Here is a 20,707-nt window from a genome sequence, read left to right on the forward strand (position 1 = left end):
GTGGGGTTGAGGCTGGCATCCTACAGACGCGGCAGATCGGGATGCGACACCTGGCCGCCGTGTACATGCTGGCGCCCGAATTCGGCACAGCGTGCCAGGGTGGGGACGGCCTTGCCGGGATTGAGCAGGCCCAGCGGGTCGAACGCACGGCGCAGGTGGTGAAACTGTTCGAGCTCCGGGGCGGCGAACTGCACGCACATCCCGTCCAGCTTTTCCACACCGACGCCGTGTTCCCCGGTGACGGTGCCGCCGACCTCCACGCACAGCTCGAGGATCTGCTGACCGAAGGTCTCCGCGGTCTCCAGTTGTCCGGGCTGATTGGCGTCGTACAGGATCAGCGGGTGCAGGTTGCCGTCGCCGGCGTGGAACACGTTGCACACCCCCAGGCCGTGCTCTTGTGACAGCCCGTTGATGCGTTCCAGCACGGTACCGAGCTGGTGGCGCGGGATGGTGCCGTCCATGCAGTAGTAGTCCGGCGAGATGCGGCCGGCGGCGGGGAACGCCGCCTTGCGCCCGGCCCAGAAGCGGGCACGCTCGGCATCGTCGCGGGCGGTGCGCACCTCGGTGGCGCCCAGGTCCAGCAGTTTCTTGCGCACGACCATGATGTCCTCCGAGACCTCGGCATTGGTCCCGTCGAGTTCGCACAGCAGGATGGCCGCCGCGTCGGTCGGATAGTCGGCATGGACGAAGTCCTCCGCCGCGCGGATGGCGGCGTTGTCCATCATCTCGAGCCCGGCCGGGACCAGCCCGGCAGCAATGATCCCGGCCACGGCACGCCCGGCCGATTCCACGTCGGCAAAGCTGGCGAGCAGGACCTGGGTGCGTTCCGGGCGTGGCAGCAGGCGGACGGTGACCTCGGTGACAACGCCCAGCATGCCCTCGGAACCGACCATGAAGGCGAGGAGGTCCAGGCCGGCGGTATCCAGGGTCTTGCCGCCTAGCCGGATGGTCTCGCCGTCGAGGGTGACGATCTCCAGCCCGATGACATTGTGCACGGTCAGCCCGTACTTGAGGCAATGCACGCCCCCCGCGTTCTCGGCTACGTTGCCGCCGATGGAGCAGGCGATCTGCGAGGAAGGGTCGGGGGCGTAGTATAGGCCCTGGGGTGCGGCGGCTTCGGAGATCGCCAGGTTGCGCACCCCCGGCTGCACCACGGCACAGCGATTGTCCGCGTCGATCTCGAGAATGCGGTTGAAGCGGGCCATGGAGAGCAGCAGTCCGGTCTCCCTCGGGAGTGCGCCGCCGGACAGCCCCGTGCCCGCGCCGCGCGGGATGATCGGCACCCCGTGTTCGCGGCAGACCCGCAGGCAGGTCAGGAGTTCTTCCCGCGTGCGCGGGAGGGCGACCGCCCCGGGGATCTGGCGGTAGGCAGAGAGACCGTCGCACTCGTAGGCGCGGCGTTCCGCGGTCTCGGTGACCAGGGCGTCGGCGGGCAACGCGTTCGCCAGGGTCTCGATGACCGTGGCCAGTGCCTGCGTGGCGGTCTCGGTCGGGTCGATGGACGGATGTGCACTCATGGCTTCGATGGTAGGGACCTGCTGGGTACACGCGATGTGATCGCATAAACTGTAGGCCTTTTCCGCGAACCGGGCATGTGGTGTGGACAGGTCGGGTTTCCGGTCTGGCCGCGGCCGCCGGGCTGTGCGGGGTGGGCGTCTCCGGGCTCGGTGCCCGTGGACGCCACGGGGCCGCGACCGTAGACTTCCCCGTCGTTCCCGCAACCCCGTACTGGAAAGCCGTCATGCTTGATATCCGCAGCCTGCGTCAGGATCTGGATGCGACCGCCACCGCGCTCGAGCGTCGTGGGTACACCCTGGACCGCGAACGTTTCGAGGCCCTGGAGGCGCGGCGCAAGGCCTTGCAGGTGCGCACCCAGGAGCTGCAGGCCGAGCGCAATACCCGCTCCAAGGGCATTGGCCAGGCCAAGGCCCGGGGCGAGGACATCGAACCGCTGAAGGCCGAGGTCGGGCGCCTGGGCGACGAGCTCAAGCAGTGCGAGACCGACCTGCACGGGGTGCAGGAGGAACTGGACGCGCTGTTGATGGGGATCCCCAACCTGCCACAGGCGGATGTGCCGGACGGCCTGGACGAGAAGTCCAACGTGGAAATCCGGCGCGAGGGTACGCCGGCGGATTTCGACTTCACGCCGCGGGATCACGTGGATCTGGGTCTGCCGGGCGGCTGGCTGGATTTCGAGGCGGCCGTTCGTGTTGCCGGGTCGCGGTTTGTGGTCATGCGCGGGGAGATGGCCCGGCTGCACCGGGCGCTGACCCAGTTCATGCTGGACCTGCACACCGGTACGCACGGCTACCAGGAGACCTATGTGCCCTACCTGGCGAATCCCGAGTCGCTGGAGGGCACCGGCCAGTTGCCGAAATTCGATGCGGATCTGTTCTCGGTGGACTGTGATCAGCGCTACCGCCTGATCCCCACGGCCGAGGTCACGCTGACCAACCTGGTGCGGGACCAGATCCTGGAGGCCGACGAGCTGCCGTTGCGGATGGTGGCCCATACCCCGTGCTTCCGCTCCGAGGCGGGCAGCTACGGCCGGGACGTACGCGGCCTGATCCGGCAGCACCAGTTCGAGAAGGTGGAGCTGGTGCAGATTGTTCGGCCCGAAGACTCCGATGTGGCGCTCGAGAGCCTGCTGGGGCACGCCGAGGCCGTGCTGCAGGCACTGGAACTGCCCTATCGCGTCATGCTCCTGAGCGCTGGTGACATGGGCTTCGCCGCGGCGCGCACCTATGACCTCGAGGTCTGGTTGCCGGCGCAGGATGCGTACCGCGAGATCTCGTCGTGCTCGAACTTCGAGGCCTTCCAGGCCCGGCGTATGCAGGCGCGCTTCCGGCCGAAGGCCGGCGAGCGGCCCGAGCTGGTTCACACCATCAATGGCTCGGGGGTGGCGGTGGGGCGCGCACTGGTCGCGTTGCTGGAGAATCATCAGCAGGCGGATGGCTCCATCCGGATCCCGGAAAAGCTGCGTCCGTATCTCGGGGGAACCTCGGTGCTGGAGCCGCCGTCCGAGTAGCAGGCCCTTTTGGAAAACCGCCCACGTGAAACGCCCGTCTTGCCGAATTTGCCATCCCGGCCTGCTGGCCGGTCTCGCGCTGATGATGCTGGCGTGGATGCTTGTGGCGTCGCCCGTGCCGGCGGACGAGGGGGCCGGGGCGGATGAAGGACTGGTCTTCGACGACACGCCGCGGCCGATTGGCCTGCATACGCCGGACTGGTTCGAACTGAGTTTCCTGGACCTGCGCGAGGACCTGGACGATGCGGTCGAGCAGGGCAAGATGGGGCTGGCGGTCTACTTCGGCATGGACGACTGTCCCTACTGCGAGGCGCTGTTCGACAAGAATTTCGCGCAGGACGACATCCGCGAGTATCTGTCGGCGCATTTCAATGTCGTCGCGATTGATGCCCTGGGGACGCGGGAAGTTACCGATCTCGATGGCGAGACCTGGATCGAGCGGCGCTACGCGGCCGAACAGCGGCTCAACTTCACCCCTTCGATTGCCTTCTACGACGAGGAGGGCGAGCGCATCCACCAGATGCGTGGCTACTACCCGCCGTATCGTTTTCGCGCGCTGCTGGAGTACGTGATTGACCGCCACGACCGGGAGGGGAGCTTCCGTGACTACCTGGACCGGGCCGACCCGCCGCCGAAATTTGACCTGGACGACATGAACCAGCGCGACTTTTTCGCGAACCCGCCGTATGCGCTGGATCGCAGCCGGATCCCTGCGGATCGGCCGCTGGTGGTGTTCTTCGAGCGCGAGGCTTGCCATGCCTGCGATATCCTGCATTCCGAGCCACTGCAACAGGATGAGGTGCTGGAACGCATCGCGCTGATGGATGCGGTGCAGCTGGATGCCGACGATGCCGATACCCCGGTGCTGACCCCCGGCGGGGAACGCACGAACCCGAAGGAGTGGGCAGCGGCGCTGGATATACACTGGGCGCCGACCCTGATCTTCTTCGACGAACAGGGTGAGGAGATCATCCGCATCGACTCCGTGGTGCACCTGAATCGACTGCGCAACGTGATGGACTACGTGCTGACGCGGGGCTACGAGGAATACGCGACCTTCGAACGCTGGCGGGCGCAGCAGCCGGCGCGTCCCTGACGACACCCCGAACCGAGGAAACTGCCCCTTGCATTTCGAACGTGATTTCGTGATCCGCAACCGCGAGGTGCTGGAAGGCATCGTGGCCCGTTCCCACCGTGTTGCGCTGGGGATCTTCGTGCTGACCTTCGGGGGCTACGGTGTAGCAGTGTGGCTCTGGTTCCAGGACAACATGTGGGGTGCCCTGGTAGTGGCGACCGTCAGCTATCTGGTATTCCGCCAGTTCCGGATGCTGGCGCTGGGGGTGGCACGCATGCCGCTGCGGGGCGACCCGCAGGCGGTGGAGGCGCTGCGGGCGATCGACGTGGCGCTGGAACAGGATAAGCCGCACCCGGTGCTGGCCGAGGTCGAGGCGCATCTGCGCGCGCTGGAAGACGAGCCGCCCGCCGCCGCCGATCGGACCACGGATCGCGCCGCATCCGGGCAGGACGATGCCGACAAGGGGTCTGGCAAGGGCGACTAGGAGCTGTTGAGTTCGGGCGCCCGGCGGCGGCGCCTCAGAGTTCGACCGGCACGCCCAGCTTCTGCTCGATCACGCGCACCAGGGTCGCGTGCAGGTCTTCGCCGTTGCGGTCATCGATCCAGGCACCTTCCTCCTCGGAATAGCCGAAGTGGGCCGGACCCTCGGGGGAGGACAGCCAGATCTGTTCGGCGGCCTCCTGACGGTTCAGGATGAGCTGGGCGCCATCGTCGAACTCGATGGTCATCACGCCGTCGATCAGGTCGATATCCAGGTCGTCCAGCGCGCTCTGGTCGCTCAGGCGGGTCTGGATGTCGTCCAGGGCTTTCTCGGCGAATACGGCGAAGGAGGTCTGGCTCATGGGGCGCTCGGTCCGGTGGTGAAGGTTGGGGTCAGGCAGGGCGCGATTATAGGGAGACGCTGATTGAATCGCACGTCCGCGCTCGAGTCGCTTTTGCGTGCGAACAAGGCGCGGTGACTGCCGTGCAGTCACTCTGCACAAGGGAACCGCAACGCCGTTCCCACGCAAAAGCGGCCGAGCCCCTGCTTTCAATAGCTTGTGGGGTTGGAGCCCCCTGTTCCCCGATCCTGCGTTGCGCCGCTTGCGGGTAGAACCACTACCCGCTGCACGACGCGCCTTGTCTCGGAAAACAGGGGGCACCAACGCGGACGTGCGATTCAATCAGCGTCTCCCTAGGTCAGCCGCGCCAGGCGGCAATGGCCAACCCCGCCCAGCCGAGGATAAAGGCCGTCCCGCCGAGTGGCGCGATCGCCCCGAGGATGCGGGGTGCCCCGAGCGCGAGGGCGTACAGGCTGCCCGAGAACAGGAGGATGCCGATCACGAAGGCCACCGCGCTGGCGGCGGCCCAGCCGTTGGCCAGCTGCGCCCACAGGGCGGCGACCAGCAGCAGGGCCAGGGCGTGGATGAAGTGGTACTGAACGCCGGTGTGCCAGGTCGTCAGGGCGTGTTCCGAAAGGCGTTCCTGGAGGGCGTGGGCGCCGAAGGCGCCGAGCACGACCGCGATCCCGCCCAGCAGACTGGCGATGACGATCAGGGGGCGAATCAGGGGCTCGCCGGCGACCATCAGGCGTCGTCGCCCATCTCGCTATCGATGTCCTGTCCGGCGACCCAGCCGTGTTCCCGGGCGCGCTCGATCGCTTCCTGATGGATGCGTTCATGACGTTCACGAAGTTCTGGCGGGAGATTGCTGATACGCAGGTCGTACTTGTCCCATTCGGCATTGACCTGGTCGTGCAGCATCTGGATGCGCGAGACATCCCAGCCGTCGCAGGTTTCGGTCTCCGGGAGGATGCCGAATACCCAGGCATCACGGATGAAATTGCCGATGGGGGTCATGCCGCCGTACATGTCGTTGTACAGGCCGACGTAGGTGCGGTTGGAACGGTTGGGTCCTTTCATGCCGCATAGTGTAGGGGCGACTAGGGCTCAGGCAAAGCGTTTTCGCCGGTGGGCGAGAAAAACGGAGATCAGGGTGCAAACCGGGAACGATTCACTGACGCGGGTGCGGATCCGCGCGCTCATGAAGCTGATGGTGCTGGGGGCCGCATTGCTGCTGGTGGGGGTTATGCTGCGGTACGCATTTTCCGGATCGGTGGACACCCGTGGCGACACCCTTCGGGTGGACCTTGCGGAGATCGCGCCGGGCGAGGCGGGACGCTTTGTCCACGGGAACCGGCATGTCCTGGTGGTCCACCGGGATGCGGCCTGGCAGGGTGCGCTGGCGAGCGACGAGGAACTGGTCGATCCCGCTGCGCGCCGCGGTCAGCAGCCGGACGGGCTGGACCTGCCGCTGCGCAGCTTTCGCCCCGAATGGCTGGTGGTGATCGGTGAGGGGACGGACCTGGGCTGCGAGCTGGATCTGGTGCACCCGGACGAAGCCGATGGCTGGAGTGGCGGGTTCGTCGATCGTTGCCGGGGCGGACGCTATGACGGGGCGGGGCGGGTCTACGCGGATCAGAACGCCCGCCGTAACCTGCCCATCCCGGACTACCGGTTCGCGGGGGAGGACCGGCTGATCCTGGGCAGCCCCTGAAACGGGCGAGGAGCGATATCAGCCGGACGCCGCGGTCGCTTCGGCGGGCCCCGTGGCCGAATAGAGGTCGAAGCGCACGCTCTTGCCCTTGACGCTGGCCTGCGGGGCGTCCGGTCCGAGAGCCGGGGCGTGCAGCGGGCGTTTTACGATCACCCGGCGTTCCACGTGGCCGCGCAGGGTGGCCAGGGTCTGTTCGGCGTCGGCGTCGGCGTCGGCCGTATCCGCCATCAGCGCCTGGATCAGTTGCATGTCCTTCTTGACCGCGGCGCGTTTGGCGCGCTCCGGGAACATGGGGTCGAAGACCGCGGCCATCGCGGGCGGGCTCACGGCCGTGGGCTCGGCGACGCCCTCGAGCAGGGTGATGCGCTGGATGACGGGGGCCAGTTCCGGGTGGGTTGCAGCGCGCGCCAGGGCATCGGCCAGCAGGCGATACACCACGGGGTGACGTTCCCAGGCGGTCACGCGAAAGCCGTGCGCGGCCAGCAGCAGGGTGTCGCGCCCGAGACCGGCGGAGGCATCCAGTACGTGGCCGTCGCGCGGGAGTTTGCCGAAGGCGCGGATCAGCCCTTCGCGCTGATGGCCGGCATGGGCCAGTCGATAGCCCTGGCGTCCGGCCGGGAAGTCGAGGTGCAGTCGCAGCGCCGGGTGGACGTCCTCGCGGATGAGCTGCAGGCCGTGATCGCCCGTTTCCAGGACCAGCCGAGCCGCGCCGCCGTGCCGGTAGCCGCGCGCCTCGAGGGCCTTGCGCAGTGCGTCGGCAGCGCTGTCGTAGCCCGGAGCCGCGCGTACGGTCAGCGCCATGGGGTCAGTAGTGCGGCGGGGGTGGTTCGGCGTCTTCGCGCCCGCCCCCGCGTTCCTCAAGCTCACGCAGGCGGTCGCGCAGCCACTGGACCTGCTGGCGCAGGTCGGCATTGGCCTGCTGCAGTTCCATCTGGATGCGGGCCTGCTCCTCCTGGGTGTATTCCTGGTGGGCCAGGCGGATCTCCAGGTCCTCGATTCGCTGTTGCAGGGGGTCGGTGTCCATGTGCGTCATTCCACCACGTTGCGCGGTGAACCGCATGCGAAGCTGCGGATGTTGTGCGTGACTTCGTCGATCACCCCCTGACGGGCGCTGCGCGCCGCCCAGGCGGTATGCGGGGTCAGCACGAGGCGCGGGATGTCGTCTGCCAGCAGCGGATGACCCGGTGGCGGGGGTTCCGGTTCCAGGACGTCGATGCCCGCGCCGCCGAGATGACCGCTGCGCAGGTGACGCGCCAGGGCCTCAGGGTCAACGAGACCGCCGCGGGCCGTGTTCAGCAGAATGCTTCCCGGCCGCATTCGGCGCAGTGCGTCGTCGTCGATGAGGTGGCGCGTTGCGGGCGTGAGCGGGCAATGCAGGCTGATCACATCGCACTCCGCGAGCAGGCGCTCCAGCGGCAGGCGATCCGCGTGCGTCTGCTGCGCGGGATCGTGACTCTGCGCAACCCGTACCTCCATGCCGAAGGCCTCGGCAAGACGGGCGGTGGCCCGGCCCAGCACCCCCCACCCGATGATCCCGATGCGCATCCCGGCCAGGGTGCCGATCGGGTGGTCGAGGAGGCAGAACTGATCCGAGGCGCTCCAGCGTCCGGCGCGGATGTCGGCTCGGTAGTCATCCAGCCGCGTGACCAGCGTCAGGAGCAGGGCGAAGACATGCTGCACCACGGAGTCTGTGGCGTAGTCGCGCGCGTTGCTGACGACGATGCCTTGTCGGCGGGCGGCGGCCACGTCGATATTGTTGAAGCCGGTCGCGGCGGCGCAGATCAGTCGCAGGCGGGGCGCGGCGGCCAGCAGATCGGCATCCAGTTCGACCTTGTTCGTGATCACGACATCGGCGTCCGCGATCCGTTCGGCGCACTGGTTGGGTCGCGTGCGGTCGTGGAAGGTCCACTCGGGCAGGCAGGCGCGTAGCCCGGTGAGGTCGAGGTCGTCCCGGTCAACCGTGTTCAGGTCGAGAAAGACGCCGCGCTGGAGCTGGGTCATGGGCCGAAGTCCCCGGGAGTCTGCGTAAGCGGTGTCCAACGAAAAGGGCCCCGCGCGGCGGGGCCCTTGAACGAGTTCCTGCGGTTGGCGCTGGACCCTTAGTTGTCACCCATAAAGGCGTGGAACAGGTTCAGCAGGTGCAGGAACATCACGTAGAGGTTCGCGTACAGCGAGACGGTCATCACGATGTAGTTGGCCTCGGGGTCGTGAATCATCCGACTGGTGTCGAACAGGATGGCCGCGGACAGCAGCAGGACGACCGCGGCCGAGATGGCCAGCGAGAGCGCCGGGATCGCCAGGAACAGATTGGCGACGATGGCCAGCAGGGCCACGATCAGGCCGACGACGAGGAAGCCGCCGAGGAAGCTGAAGTCCTTCTTGGTGGCGAGGGCGTAGCCGGAGAGCGTGACAAACGCGATGGCCGTGGCGGCGAAGGCGTTGCCGACGATCTGCGGGCCGTTGGGCAGGCCCAGATACATGCTCAGGATCGGGCCGAGGAAGAAGCCCAGCACGCCGGTGAAGGCGAAGGTCAGGACGATGCCCAGTGCCGAATTGCGCGCGGCGTGGATGGCGAACGGGCCGCCGATCAGCACGCCCAGCATGATGATCCAGTGTACCGGCGGCGCATTGACCGCCATGGCGATGAACGCGGTAACCGCGCTGAACGCCAGGGTGAGCGACAGCAGCATGTAGGTCTGCCGGATCACCTTGTTGGTGGAGATGGTCTCGCTGATGGAGCCAGTGCTGGACGGGTTGCGACTCGAGCGGACGATCTGGTCTCGGGACACGGGTCAACTCCTCAATGCATTCGAATAAGCCACAGTGTAGCGATAAGCGCGCCCGGTTGCAGTGTTTCCACAGCCGGTCCGGGAGATCCGGCCGGCCGTGGGGCAACGGGCGCTGGCGTCCCCTACTTGATGGGTTCGCCGACCTTTTCGGAGATCGTCTTCACGGCGTGATCGGTGGACTTGAAGATGTTGTCCTCGCCGATGATCTCGTCCAGCCCGGTGCGCTGCATCACCTCCATGACCTGCGCCTTCACCCCGGCGAACACCAGCGTGATCCCGCGCGCCTTGAGGCGATGCACCAGCTGATGGATGACCTCTTCGCCGGAGGCATCGATCTCGTTGATGCCCTTGCCGACCACGATCAGGTACTTGGCCTGCGGGTGCCGTGCGACCAGGTCGAGCACTGCGTCTTCAAAGTACGGCACGTTGGCGAAGTAGAGCGAGCCGTCGAAGCGCATCATGCCGACCTTCTCATTGGTCTCCAGACCATAGCGCTGGGCCTCGCGCAGGGTGCCGTCCTCGTAACGGGCCAGCTCCGATACACGCGGCTGCATGGTGCGGTACAGGTAGAGCACGATGGCCAGGCCGGCACCGGTCAGGATGCCGTAGTCCAGATTCGGGGCCATGGCGAGCGTGGCGATGAAGGTCACGATCGCGGCGGCGCCGTCGTGCTTGTTGGCCACCCACGCGTGCTTGATCGCCTTGAAGTTCACCAGGCCGGCCACCGCCATCATGATGATGGCTGCGAGGACCGCCTGCGGCAGGTGATAGATCAACGGAGTCAGGAATAGCAGCGCCAGGCCAATGATCACGGCGGTGAAGACCGACGAGAGTCCGGTCTTCGCGCCGGAATTAAGGTTCACGGCCGAGCGGGAGAACGAGCCGCTGACCGGGTACCCCTGGGTGAAGCCACCCGCGATATTCGCCAGGCCCTGGCCCATCAGTTCCTTGCTGGGGTCCAGCCGCTGGCCGGTCCGGGCCGCCATGGCCTTGGCAATCGCGATGGCCTCGGTAAAGCCCACCAGGGCAATGACGAAGGCGGTGGTCAGGAGTGTCGTGAACGTGCCGAAGCTGATCTCCGGAATCGAGAAGCCGGGAAGGCCCTGAGGCACATTCCCGACTACGGCTCCGCCCCCGTTCAGGTGCACGGTGTCGTCGCCCACCCGCTCGATGCGCCAGGCAGCCCGGTCGGCGCGCTCGCGCTCAGCGTCGGTCAGGTGTTCGTCGGCAATGAAGCGGGCGGGTTCGTCATCGGTGCCGGGCACCCGTCGCAGGGTGAGGTCGCGGATCTCGTCGCGCATGGTCGCCAGTTCTGGGCGCAGTTCCTCGCGCTCCAGGCGCAGCTGGTCGGCCTCGTGGCGCAGGCGGACGGCCTCGGCGCCTTCCTGTTGTTGCAGTTCGGCCTCCAGGCGTCGGATCTGGTCGTCGAGTTCGGCCAGGCGGGCGCTTTCGCGCTCGATGTTCTGGGCAAGGGTCAGGACCTCGGCCGGGGCGATCTGCTCGATGGAGGTCTCGGCCTTTTGTTCGTAGCCGATCGCCCAGCTGGCGACGATCGCCACGACCACCGCGACCAGCACGCCGGGGATCTTGGGCGTGAAACGCTTCATCGCGACCATCAGGGCGATCGCGCCTATCCCGAACGCAAGGGTTGGCCAGTGCACGCTGCCCAGTTCCATGAGCACGCCCCAGAGACCGAGCATGAAATGGCCGCTGGTATCGATCGGCACGCCCAGAATCTTGTTTACCTGGGACAGGGCGATGATGATCGCGGCCGCATTCGTGAATCCGACGATCACCGGGTGCGAGATGAAGCTGACCAGCGCACCCAGCTTGAACAGCCCCAGCATCAACTGGATCACGCCAACGATGAACGCCAGGGCGATGGCGAGCATGATGAATTCGGAAGAGCCTTCGGCCGCCAGCGGTATCAGTGCCGAGGCTGTCAGCAGGGAAACTACCGCCACCGGGCCGGTCGCCAGCTGATTCGAAGAGCCCCACAGGGCCGCCACCATGACAGGAAGCAGAGAAGCGTACAGCCCGTAGACCGGCGGGAGCCCCGCCAGTTGGGCATAGGCCATGGATTGCGGGATCAGGACCAGGGCGACCGAGATCCCGGCGATGAGATCCGCGTTGAGGGTTTGCTTGGTCGGGCGCCAGCCGAGAAAGGGAAACACTCGCAGCAGGATCGGATTCATCGGGTCACTCGCTTGGCCAGTTCGTGAGAAACGACGACGGCCGAAACCAGGGCTGGGGCGCCGGAAGGCATTCCGGGCCAGGGCGTGCCAGGGCCGTCGTCACAGAACTGGCAGCCGGAGCTGGGCCCGCTGGAGGTTCGCGGGCGCAAGCGGGAAAACGGCGCCGATTATAGTGCCTTCAGTCATTTTCTTCTATCTAACTTGTTCTATGTGAAACATGTTAGATGGGCTATGTGTGGGGTGCGGGGAGGGTGCGGCGAGTGGGGTGGGGGAATGGCGGAGAGGGAGGGATTACGGTGCCGCGGGCGCCGCCCTTCGGGCCGCCACCTCGCGGCGGCGTTCCGGCGTCGCTGTGCGTCGCCGGTCGAACCCGAGCGTTGGATCTCGAGGGTTCGAATCCCGGATTGGCGGGGTTGGCCCATGCGTTAGATAGCATTTGGATTTCTTGCTGGAATCTGGCGGAGAGGGAGGGATTCGAACCCTCGAGGGGCTTTCACCCCTGCCGGTTTTCAAGACCGGTGCAATCAACCGCTCTGCCACCTCTCCGAGGCTGGGCATTGTCTGGTACGGGGCTCGGGCTGGCAACCGGTGGGCGGGCTGCGTGGCCTGGCGGCCACGAGAGGGAGGGATGGATTCGGCCCTGTGGGCCTCACCCTTCGGGCGTTGCCTGACGGCAACGTCCTGCGGCGGCTGCGCCGCTCGATGGAGCCGAGGATCACGGGGAAATGCGGCACACAATGCTTGACGTTCGCTCGCGCGAACCCTAATCTTGTCCGCGCTCCGGGCGGTTAGCTCAGCGGTAGAGCACTGCCTTCACACGGCAGGGGTCACTAGTTCGAACCTAGTACCGCCCACCAGATTCGGATCAAAGGAAAGCGGCCTCGGGAAACCGGGCCGCTTTTTTTGTGCGCGTGGAGGGCCCGAGGCCGGATCGTCCGGGGCTGGCACAGGCGCCTGCCGTGACTCCGGTGCGCCGTGTCTCCCCGGGGCGACGTTCCGGCATTTCCGTGGCCTGCCAGTCGGATGGTCGGTTTCGATTCTCGCCGTAATTGGGGGTATTCAGACGCGCGAAAGGGGCCACTTGGGGCCCCCTTGCTTGAATCTGGCGGAGAGGGAGGGATTACTCGGCGCGGTGCGCCTCGCCCTTCGGGTCGTCACCTGCGGTGACGTTCTGGCATCGCTTCGCGCTGCCAGTCGAACCATCGTTTTCGATTCCTCGGGTTCGAATCCTGAAACCTCAGGGGCCAGACATGCGAAAGGGGCCACTTGGGCCCCTTTGCTTTGATCTGGCGGAGAGGGAGGGATTACGGCGACGTGGTCGCCGCCCTCCGGGCCGCCTTCGCTGCGCTGCGGCGTTCCGGTGTCGCTGCGCGCCACCGGTCGAACCATCTTCTCTAATTCCTCGGGTTCGAATCCCAGAACGTTGGGGCTATACATGCAAAAGGGGCCACTCGGGCCCCCTGTGCTTGAATCTGGCGGAGAGGGAGGGATTCGAACCCTCGGTACTCGCGAGAGTACAACGGTTTTCGAGACCGCCCCGTTCGACCGCTCCGGCACCTCTCCGTATTTGCTGAACCGGGCGGGGTCGAGCCGCCACGGCGGAGCGAATCCTAGCAGATTCGGCCGGGCGAGCGGTAGCGGCCGCCGGGGATGCCTATGGCATCAGGCGGGTGATTTCCCAGTCGCTCCCGACGCGGTGGTACTGGAACCGGTCGTGCAGGCGGTTGGCGCGCCCCTGCCAGAACTCGAACAGCTCCGGTTGCAGGCGATAGCCGATCCAGGCGGGGTCGCGCGGGATGTCGCCATCCGGATACTGCTGTTCCAGCGCGCGTACGCGCTGCTCCAGTTCGTCGCGGTTCGCGACCGGGTGGCTCTGGGTGGAGGCGGCGGCGGCGAGCTGGCTGCCGCGTGGACGCTGATGAAAATACTCGTCGGCGAGATCGGCGGGCAGGGCGGCGACGGGTCCCTCGATGCGGATCTGGCGCTCCGTTTCCGGCCAGTAGAACAGGAGCGCGGCGCGCGGGTTCTCGTTGAGGTCCTGGCCCTTGCGGCTGCGCGAGTCGGTGTACCAGGCAAGCCCGTCGGCATCCACATGCTTCAGGAGCACCGTGCGTGCGGACGGCTGGCCATCGGCATCGGCGGTGGCGAGGATCATGGCGGTCGGGTCGGGGTTGCCGGCCTCGCGCGCGGCCTCCAGCCAGTCGTTGAGCAGGCCGAGCGGGTTGGCCTGAAGGTCGCTGCGACGCAGTTCCGCGCGGGTGTAGTCGCGGCGGGTGTGGCGGTGGTCGGCGGTCGTCATGAGGGGCCTCGTGCTTGAGCGAGAGGCGCCCATCATACGGCGGCGCGCCGGATTCGGAAATTTGTCGCGGTTTCGCTGTCACACTGGGGGACGATCACAGAACGCAAGGAGCATACGATGGCCGAGCCGATTATCGCCGCAGTGGAACCCCGGGGTGTGGAGCTGAAAAAGGGCGAGGAGTACGCCTTCTGCCGCTGCGGGCGTTCGCAGGATCAGCCGTTCTGCGACGGTTCGCACCAGGGGACGGGCATCGAGCCTCTGGTATTCACCGCACAAGAGGATGGCGAGGCCTACCTGTGTCAGTGCAAGCAGTCCGGGAACCTGCCGTACTGTGACGGGACCCATGCGCAGTTCGAGGCCGATGCAGTCGGCGGGCCGGCGAGTGCCGCGGATGCTGACACCGAGGGCGAAGCACGTGACGCCGAGCCCGGGGATCGGGCGCCGAGCCCGCGCAACAGTGAGACGGAGCCGCATGTCGAGTGGATCCACGCGCTGGCGCGGGATGGACTGGAGGGTGTGGGACGACACGGGACCACGGTCGCCATGGGGGTCCCGCGGGACCGGCTGCCGAGCTGGGACGGGATGCAGTTGCTGGCGGCACAACTGGCCACGCGGCCGCTGGACGAGGGGGCCGAGATCGGGACATCGCTGGTGATCGGGCCGGAGGCGAAGCGGCCGCTGGAGCTGAAGATCCCGTTGCTGGTGTCCGACATGAGCTTTGGCGCGTTGTCGCGGGAGGCGAAGATCGCCCTGGCGCGCGGGGCCGAGCGCGCAGGGACGGGCATCTGCTCTGGCGAGGGCGGCATGCTGGATGCGGAGCAGGCGGAGAATTCCCGCTACCTGTTCGAGCTGGGTCCCGCCGGGTTTGGCTACTCCGACGCGGTATTGGACAAGGTCCAGGCGTTTCACTTCAAGGCCGGCCAGGCGGCGAAGACCGGTGTTGGGGGTGTCCTGCCGGGGAGCAAGGTGAGCGACGAGATCGCGCGGGTGCGCGGGATCGAGGCCGGCCAGGATGCCCATTCGCCCGCGGCGAACGCGGATCTGCAGACCCCGGCCGATTTCCGTCGGTTTGCCGATGCGGTGCGCGAGAAGACCGGCGGCGTGCCGGTGGGCTTCAAGCTCTCGGCGAACCACATCGAGGCGGACCTGGCGTTTGCCCTGGAGGCCGGGGCCGATTACCTGATCCTCGACGGCCGCGGAGGTGGCACGGGCGCGGCACCGGCCCTGCTGCGCGACCACATTAGCGTTCCGACCATCCCGGCGCTGGCCCGCGCGCGTCGATTCCTGGACGCGAACGGGGTCTCCGGTCGCGTGACACTGCTGGTGACGGGCGGCTTGCGCACCCCGGCGGACTTCGTGAAGGCCCTCGCGCTGGGGGCCGACGGTATCGCCCTGGCCAATTCGGCGATTCAGGCGGTGGGCTGCGTGGGCGCGCGGATGTGCCACACCAATCAGTGCCCCAGCGGCGTGGCCACGCAGGATCCCGCCCTGCGCGCCCGGCTGGATCCGCAGGAAGGAGCGGAACGTCTGGGTCGGTTTCTGGAGGGCTCCACGGAGTTGATGAAGGTGCTGGCGCGGGCCTGCGGGCATGCCAGCCTGGAGGACTTCGGGCCCAATGACCTGACCACGTTCGATCGCGACCTGGCGCGGCTGGCCGGTATCCAGTACGCGGGTGTGCTCGAAGGCAGTTGATAGCAGATGGTACTGCCCGGAGCTTGATCTGGATCAGCAACCGCCGGAGCAATCCCGTTACACTCGCGCATTTTCGGGACTGGGGGATCTGGATGAGCTACTCCGATGTGCACCAGAGCTACGGGCGTTGCCGGCGGGCCGGCAACTTCGTGGACCGCTTCTATGAACGCTTTCTCGCGGCGGACGAGCGGGTGGCGCAGGCCTTTACGACCACGAACTGGTCGCAGCAGAAGCGGGCCCTGGGGCAGGCGGTCTCCACCGCGATCAGCTACGCGGAGGGCGAGAGCTTCGTGGCACCGACCATGGAAAAGATGGCCGAGGTGCACAGCCGCCATGGCCGGGTGCCGGTCGCGCCGGAGCTGTACGGGGTGTGGCTGGACTGCATGGTGGAGACGGCCCGCGAGGTGGACCCGCGCTGGGACGAATCCCTCGCGCAGCGCTGGCGCGGGGCGCTGAGCCCGGCCATTGACCTGTTCATTGAACGCTACTGACGCCAGGCGCGTACCCGGCGGGGACTGAAGGACGAAGCCCCGCCCGTGGGCATGCCCTGTTGATCTCGGTGCCTCCCGGGCGTGTAATGCGGGGTTTTCCCGTTGCCGGTGCCCGCCGGAAGAAGCCTGGTGATGTCCGCAGCCCCCGAGACCCTGTTTGCCCGCAAGCCCTACTGGGCCAAGCGCTTTGGCACGGCACCGTTCTTGCCGACCACGCGCGAGGAGATGGACGCGCTCGGTTGGGACAGCTGTGACATCGTGCTGGTCACCGGCGACGCCTATGTCGATCACCCGAGCTTCGGTATGGCGATCATCGGGCGGCTGCTGGAGGCGCAGGGGTTCCGGGTCGGCATTCTCGCGCAGCCGGACTGGACGTCGGCCGAGCCCTTCCGCGCCCTGGGGCGGCCCAACCTGTTCTTTGGCGTGACCGCCGGGAACATGGACTCGATGGTCAATCACTACACCGCGGAGCGGAAGGTCCGCTCCAATGACGCCTACACCCCGGGGGACGTGCACGGCAAGCGCCCCGACCGGGCGGTGATCGTCTACGCCCAGCGGGTCCGCGAGGCGTACAAGGATGTGCCGGTGGTGGCCGGCGGTATCGAGGCCAGCCTGCGCCGGATCGCGCATTACGACTACTGGCAGGACAAGGTGCGCCGCTCCGTGCTGCTGGATTCGCGCGCGGACATCCTGCTGTTCGGCAATGCCGAGCGGGCCCTGGTGGAGCTGGCGCATCGCGTGGCCGCGGGCGAGCACCCGCGCGAGATCACGGATCTGCGGGGCACGGCCTTCCTGCGGGATGCGGTCCCCGCCGGCTTTGTCGAACTGGACTCCAGCGAGGTCGATACGCCGGGGCCGGTGGATGCCAACCCCGACCCCTACGCGATGGTCTCGACGGCAACCTGTGCCGATGCCGAAGGGCAGGACAGCTCGGCGGTACAGGGCGAGCCGGGCACAAAGGTCGTGCGCTTTCAGCGGCAGATCCCGCGGGGCACGCCGCGCGACCAGACGGTGATCCGCATCCCTGCGTTTGAGCAGGTGAAGGGGGATGCGGTGCTGTATGCCCATGCCTCGCGGGTACTGCATCTGGAGACTAATCCGGGCAACGCGCGGGCGATCGTGCAGCGCCATGGCGACAAGGAGGTCTGGCTCAACCCGCCGCCGATCCCGCTTTCCACCCCCGAGATGGACGCGGTGTTCGACCTGCCCTATGCCCGCGCCCCGCACCCGGCATACGGTGATGCCCGCATCCCGGCCTGGGAGATGATCCGCTTCTCGGTGAACATCATGCGCGGGTGCTTTGGTGGCTGTACCTTCTGTTCGATCACCGAACACGAGGGGCGGATCATCCAGAGCCGCTCGGAGGACAGCGTGCTGCGCGAGATCGAGGAGATCCGCGACAAGGTGGACGGGTTCACGGGTGTGATCTCGGACCTGGGCGGGCCGACGGCCAACATGTACCGCCTGGCCTGCAAGGACCCGAAGATCGAGCAGAGCTGCCGGCGGCTGTCCTGTGTGTACCCGGGGATCTGCAGTAACCTGGATACCGATCACGCCCCGCTCATCCGTCTCTACCGCAAGGCGCGCGCGCTACCGGGGATCAAGAAGATCCTGATCGCCTCGGGGCTGCGCTATGACCTGGCGATCGAGTCCCCGGAGTACGTGAAGGAGCTGGTCACCCACCATGTGGGTGGTTACCTGAAGATTGCGCCGGAACATACGGAAAAGGGCCCATTATCCCGGATGATGAAGCCGGGCATGGGCACCTATGACCGGTTCAAGGCCATGTTCGAGAAATACTCGAAAGCGGCAGGGAAGGAGCAGTACCTGATCCCGTATTTCATTGCCGCGCACCCGGGGACCACCGATCAGGACATGCTGCAACTGGCGCTCTGGCTCAAGCGCAATGATTTTCGCGCCGACCAGGTGCAGGCGTTCCTGCCCAGCCCGATGGCTCTCGCCACGGCCATGTGGCACTCGGGCCGGGATCCGTTGCGTGGCATCCGCCGCAAGGCGAGCGAACGCGTGCCGGTCGCCCGGGGCTTCCGCGCCCGCCGCCTGCACAAGGCCTTTCTGCGCTACCACGACCCGAACAACTGGCCGCTGCTGCGCGATGCCCTGCAGCGCATGGGGAGGGCCGATCTGATCGGGAACGGGAAGCACCATCTGGTGCCGACCTGGCAGCCGGCCGGGACGGGGCAGGGCGCGGCGCGCCCATCCACGGGCGGGCGGATGACCCGCGGCGGGAAGGCTCTGAAAAAGCGTGGCCAGACCTTCCAGACCCAGCACAACGGGGTGGAGGCCGCGGCCCGTCCGGGGGCGAAACCAAAGGCCGGGGCCGCGTCGGCGGGCAAGGCGGGCGGCCGTTCGCCGGCGCCCCACGGTGGCAAGCCGCGGGCTGGTGCCGGGAAGCTCCGCAAGAAGGGGCGCCCGGCCGGCAAGCGGCCGCGCGCCTGACGGCGCAGTGGCTCAGGCCGACGCGTCGGGCGTCGGTACCTGGCCTTCCAGGCTGAGGTTCAGGCCAGTGGTGGTGCGGTCGCCGGGGTCCAGGAAGTACAGGTAGGGGCCCACCACCGCCTCGGGTTCGGGCAGCAGTTCCGCGTTCTCACCCGGATAGTGGCCGGCCCGGAAACGGGTGCGCACGGGACCGGTGTCCACGCCATTGACGTGGATGAAGCGCGGCTCGTTGCGATGCTCATGGGACAGGATGTCGATCAGGGCGTCCTGCGCTGCCTTGGCCATCCCGAAGGCCCCCCAGAAGGCTTTGCGCGCGTTCTGGGTGGAGACCACCAGGCTTCCGGTCGGGCTGGCCTCCAGCAGGGGCAGCACAGCCTGGGTCAGGAAAAACGGGCCGTGCAGGTTGCTGTTGATGACCTTGAACCACAGCTCCGGGTCGTAGTTCTTCATCGGCATCAGGGCCCCGGCCCAGCCGGCGTTCAGCACCAGGCCGTCGAGGCGACCCAGCGAGTCACGGATGTTCTCCGCCAGGTCGCCGTAATCCTTGACCGTAGCCCCCTCGAGATTCAGCGGGTAGATCGCGGGCTGGGGCTGGCCGGCCTGTTCGATCCGGTCGTAGACCGCCTCCAGGCCCTTCAGGTCCTTGTCCAGCAGGACCACCGTGGCGCCGGCGGCGGCGCAGGCCTCGGCGACTGCCCGGCCGATGCCGTCGGCGGCGCCGGTGACGAGGATCACGCGCTGGTCAAAGGCGCCCGGTTCGGGACGGTAGGCGAGGAGGCGAGGGATATCGAGGTCGGTCAAGGATGGTCCTCCAGGAACAGGTGCGCCGATTCTAGTCCAGATTGTATGGCCGCTTCGAGCGTCGACGGCAGTGCGTGGGTCAGGTAATCCCCTGACAGGTAGCAGTCGGGCCAGGGCGTGCGGGGCGGTGGACGGTGCCCATCCAGATCGACCCTGGCGTCCACCGTCGCGCGGCGCTCGCAGACGCAGTGACCGGCTGCGGGCTCCCCCAGCTCGGGAAAGGTCCGTGCCAGCGAGCGGGCGACGGTGCGCCATCGGGCATCCGCCGTCAACGGTTCGAGGTCGTCGGCGGCCGAGATCACGACAGCCAGCCAGTGCGGGGCGCCCGCGACGTGCCGGGGGATCAGCCACTGGCCATGCTGGCCGAGCAGCCCCTGGAGAGGGGGCCGGTCTGTCAACCGCCGCGGGTAGCGCAGGTAGACGGTGCAGATGCTGCGTGCGCCCATGGCCTTGAGCCCCTGATGCGTGGCGCCCCATCGAGCGTCCGCTGGCAACAGGCTGGCGGTGGCGGTGGGCGTGGTGGCCAGGATCAGCGCGCGGGCGTTGCTGGTGTCGCCCTGGCGATCGTGCAGTCGATAAGGGGCATCCGGGCGTGTCGCGTCGCGCTGGATCATCGTGATGCGGCGGCCAAGGTCCACGCGCGCACCCCGGGCCCGCAGCTCGCGGATGGCGGCGTCGGGGAACACCTCGCCCAGGGGCCGTGCAGGGATCAGCAGTCGGGCCGCCTCCGGCCCGTGATTCAGGGCCCGTCGCAGCACGTTCTGGAAGATCCGCGCGGAGGCCAGGCGAGTCGGGGTGTTCATCACCGCCAGGCACAGGGGGTCCCACAGCCGCTGGATCAGGGTTTCCGGCTGGTGGCGGCGCCGCAGCCAGTCGAGCACCGGGAGGTCGTGTCGCAGGGGACGGTGCAGCAGGGCCGCCGCGCCGAGCAGGGCGCGCAGCCGGATACCAGTGGCGTGGCCGGGGAGGGAACGATAGAGGGCCGTGGCCAGAGCCGGCAGCCGGGGCGAGCGGGGTTCGAGCGCGAAGGCCGGGGATGCTGGCCGGCGGTCGGGGTCGAACATCCGCAGCCCGAACGGGACGGCGTGAAAGGCCGAGTCGGGGTCGATACCGACCGCGCGGATCTGTTCCAGGGTCTGCTGGCAGGCCCCCACGAGGATGTGCTGGCCGTTGTCCAGTGGGGTGTGGTCCAGCTCCAGGCTGCGGGCGCGCCCGCCGGGGATCCTGCCGGCCTCGATCAGGTGTACGGGGTGTCCGGCGCGCGCCAGGGCGAGGGCTGCGGTCAGGCCGGCCCAGCCCGCGCCGACCACGGCGACAGGGTGCGCGGGAGGGCTGGAGGCCATGG

The 20,707-nt window shown here is 67.6% G+C and carries 19 protein-coding genes, 3 tRNA genes and 1 other RNA gene; 8 read left to right on the forward strand and 15 right to left on the reverse strand.

The window, feature by feature from the left end:
- Positions 1-20: 20 nt before the first annotated feature.
- Positions 21-1,517 carry an FAD-linked oxidase C-terminal domain-containing protein gene (locus D107_RS0101080; protein ID WP_018880556.1) on the reverse strand — a complete coding sequence of 499 codons (1,497 nt, stop codon included), beginning with the start codon at positions 1,515-1,517 and terminating at the stop codon, positions 21-23.
- A 224-nt stretch (positions 1,518-1,741) separates the two neighbouring features.
- On the opposite strand from D107_RS0101080, the gene serS reads away from it, so the two are divergent.
- From serS to D107_RS0101095, 3 genes are all read left to right on the forward strand, one after another.
- Entirely contained in the window at positions 1,742-3,028 is a 1,287-nt protein-coding gene (serS, locus tag D107_RS0101085) for a serine--tRNA ligase (RefSeq protein ID WP_018875619.1), read from the forward strand.
- A gap of 82 nt (positions 3,029-3,110) precedes the next feature.
- Positions 3,111-4,124: a thioredoxin fold domain-containing protein gene (locus tag D107_RS0101090; protein WP_018880557.1), complete on the forward strand. Its 1,014-nt coding sequence runs from the start codon at positions 3,111-3,113 to the stop codon at positions 4,122-4,124.
- Between the two features lie 28 nt (positions 4,125-4,152).
- A complete protein-coding gene (locus D107_RS0101095) occupies positions 4,153-4,587 on the forward strand; it encodes a hypothetical protein (protein WP_018867025.1) in 435 nt (144 codons plus the stop codon).
- A gap of 34 nt (positions 4,588-4,621) precedes the next feature.
- On the opposite strand, the gene cyaY is transcribed toward D107_RS0101095, so the two are convergent.
- From cyaY to D107_RS0101110, 3 genes are all read right to left on the reverse strand, one after another.
- Positions 4,622-4,945 (reverse strand): iron donor protein CyaY, encoded by a 324-nt coding sequence (gene cyaY, locus D107_RS0101100; RefSeq protein WP_018867024.1) that lies wholly within the window; start codon positions 4,943-4,945, stop codon positions 4,622-4,624.
- A gap of 337 nt (positions 4,946-5,282) precedes the next feature.
- Complete coding sequence (locus tag D107_RS0101105; protein WP_018867023.1) at positions 5,283-5,669, reverse strand: DUF423 domain-containing protein; 387 nt, start codon at positions 5,667-5,669, stop codon at positions 5,283-5,285.
- Positions 5,669-6,004: a hypothetical protein gene (locus D107_RS0101110; protein WP_018875615.1), complete on the reverse strand. Its 336-nt coding sequence runs from the start codon at positions 6,002-6,004 to the stop codon at positions 5,669-5,671. The genes D107_RS0101105 and D107_RS0101110 overlap by 1 nt, the downstream gene beginning before the upstream one ends.
- A gap of 73 nt (positions 6,005-6,077) precedes the next feature.
- On the opposite strand from D107_RS0101110, the gene D107_RS0101115 reads away from it, so the two are divergent.
- Positions 6,078-6,638, forward strand: a complete 561-nt coding sequence (locus D107_RS0101115) for a hypothetical protein (RefSeq protein WP_018880310.1) — start codon at positions 6,078-6,080, stop codon at positions 6,636-6,638.
- An 18-nt stretch (positions 6,639-6,656) separates the two neighbouring features.
- On the opposite strand, the gene D107_RS0101120 is transcribed toward D107_RS0101115, so the two are convergent.
- The 6 genes from D107_RS0101120 to D107_RS0101145 form a co-directional block, all read right to left on the reverse strand.
- The gene (locus D107_RS0101120; protein ID WP_018880558.1) at positions 6,657-7,439 is read right to left on the reverse strand and encodes a class I SAM-dependent methyltransferase; all 783 of its coding nucleotides are present in this window, start codon (positions 7,437-7,439) and stop codon (positions 6,657-6,659) included.
- Positions 7,440-7,443: 4 nt separating this feature from the next.
- Positions 7,444-7,662 carry a SlyX family protein gene (locus tag D107_RS0101125; RefSeq protein WP_018867019.1) on the reverse strand — a complete coding sequence of 73 codons (219 nt, stop codon included), beginning with the start codon at positions 7,660-7,662 and terminating at the stop codon, positions 7,444-7,446.
- Positions 7,663-7,667: 5 nt separating this feature from the next.
- Positions 7,668-8,639 carry a D-2-hydroxyacid dehydrogenase gene (locus D107_RS0101130; RefSeq protein WP_018875611.1) on the reverse strand — a complete coding sequence of 324 codons (972 nt, stop codon included), beginning with the start codon at positions 8,637-8,639 and terminating at the stop codon, positions 7,668-7,670.
- 98 nt (positions 8,640-8,737) lie between these two features.
- Positions 8,738-9,427, reverse strand: coding sequence for a Bax inhibitor-1/YccA family protein (locus D107_RS0101135; protein WP_017941768.1), 690 nt, complete (start codon positions 9,425-9,427; stop codon positions 8,738-8,740).
- Positions 9,428-9,549: 122 nt separating this feature from the next.
- Positions 9,550-11,622 (reverse strand): SulP family inorganic anion transporter, encoded by a 2,073-nt coding sequence (locus tag D107_RS0101140; protein ID WP_018867017.1) that lies wholly within the window; start codon positions 11,620-11,622, stop codon positions 9,550-9,552.
- Between the two features lie 456 nt (positions 11,623-12,078).
- A tRNA-Ser gene (locus tag D107_RS0101145) sits at positions 12,079-12,168 on the reverse strand.
- 236 nt (positions 12,169-12,404) lie between these two features.
- On the opposite strand from D107_RS0101145, the gene D107_RS0101150 reads away from it, so the two are divergent.
- Positions 12,405-12,479 (forward strand) — tRNA-Val (locus tag D107_RS0101150).
- 246 nt (positions 12,480-12,725) lie between these two features.
- Here D107_RS0101150 and D107_RS13505 read toward each other — a convergent pair.
- The 3 genes from D107_RS13505 to pdxH form a co-directional block, all read right to left on the reverse strand.
- Positions 12,726-12,856: non-coding RNA, RtT sRNA (locus D107_RS13505), on the reverse strand.
- A gap of 239 nt (positions 12,857-13,095) precedes the next feature.
- A tRNA-Ser gene (locus D107_RS0101155) sits at positions 13,096-13,185 on the reverse strand.
- Positions 13,186-13,276: 91 nt separating this feature from the next.
- On the reverse strand, positions 13,277-13,921 hold the full coding sequence (pdxH, locus tag D107_RS0101160) for a pyridoxamine 5'-phosphate oxidase (protein WP_018867016.1): 645 nt from the start codon (positions 13,919-13,921) through the stop codon (positions 13,277-13,279).
- A gap of 117 nt (positions 13,922-14,038) precedes the next feature.
- Between pdxH and D107_RS0101165 the strand changes: the two genes are divergently transcribed.
- The 3 genes from D107_RS0101165 (at position 14,039) to D107_RS0101175 (ending at position 18,561) form a co-directional block, all read left to right on the forward strand.
- Positions 14,039-15,613, forward strand: coding sequence for a glutamate synthase-related protein (locus D107_RS0101165; protein ID WP_018880559.1), 1,575 nt, complete (start codon positions 14,039-14,041; stop codon positions 15,611-15,613).
- 92 nt (positions 15,614-15,705) lie between these two features.
- Positions 15,706-16,104 (forward strand): globin, encoded by a 399-nt coding sequence (locus tag D107_RS0101170; protein ID WP_018875608.1) that lies wholly within the window; start codon positions 15,706-15,708, stop codon positions 16,102-16,104.
- Between the two features lie 132 nt (positions 16,105-16,236).
- Positions 16,237-18,561, forward strand: coding sequence for a YgiQ family radical SAM protein (locus D107_RS0101175; protein WP_018880560.1), 2,325 nt, complete (start codon positions 16,237-16,239; stop codon positions 18,559-18,561).
- A gap of 12 nt (positions 18,562-18,573) precedes the next feature.
- On the opposite strand, the gene D107_RS0101180 is transcribed toward D107_RS0101175, so the two are convergent.
- Positions 18,574-19,362 (reverse strand): SDR family NAD(P)-dependent oxidoreductase, encoded by a 789-nt coding sequence (locus tag D107_RS0101180; protein ID WP_018880322.1) that lies wholly within the window; start codon positions 19,360-19,362, stop codon positions 18,574-18,576.
- Positions 19,359-20,705 (reverse strand): hydroxysqualene dehydroxylase HpnE, encoded by a 1,347-nt coding sequence (gene hpnE, locus D107_RS0101185; RefSeq protein WP_018880561.1) that lies wholly within the window; start codon positions 20,703-20,705, stop codon positions 19,359-19,361. Before hpnE ends, D107_RS0101180 begins: the two co-directional genes overlap by 4 nt.
- Between the last annotated feature and the right edge of the window lie 2 nt (positions 20,706-20,707).

Source organism: Thioalkalivibrio sp. ALE30, from assembly GCF_000377465.1.
Taxonomy (GTDB): Bacteria; Pseudomonadota; Gammaproteobacteria; order Ectothiorhodospirales; family Ectothiorhodospiraceae; genus Thioalkalivibrio.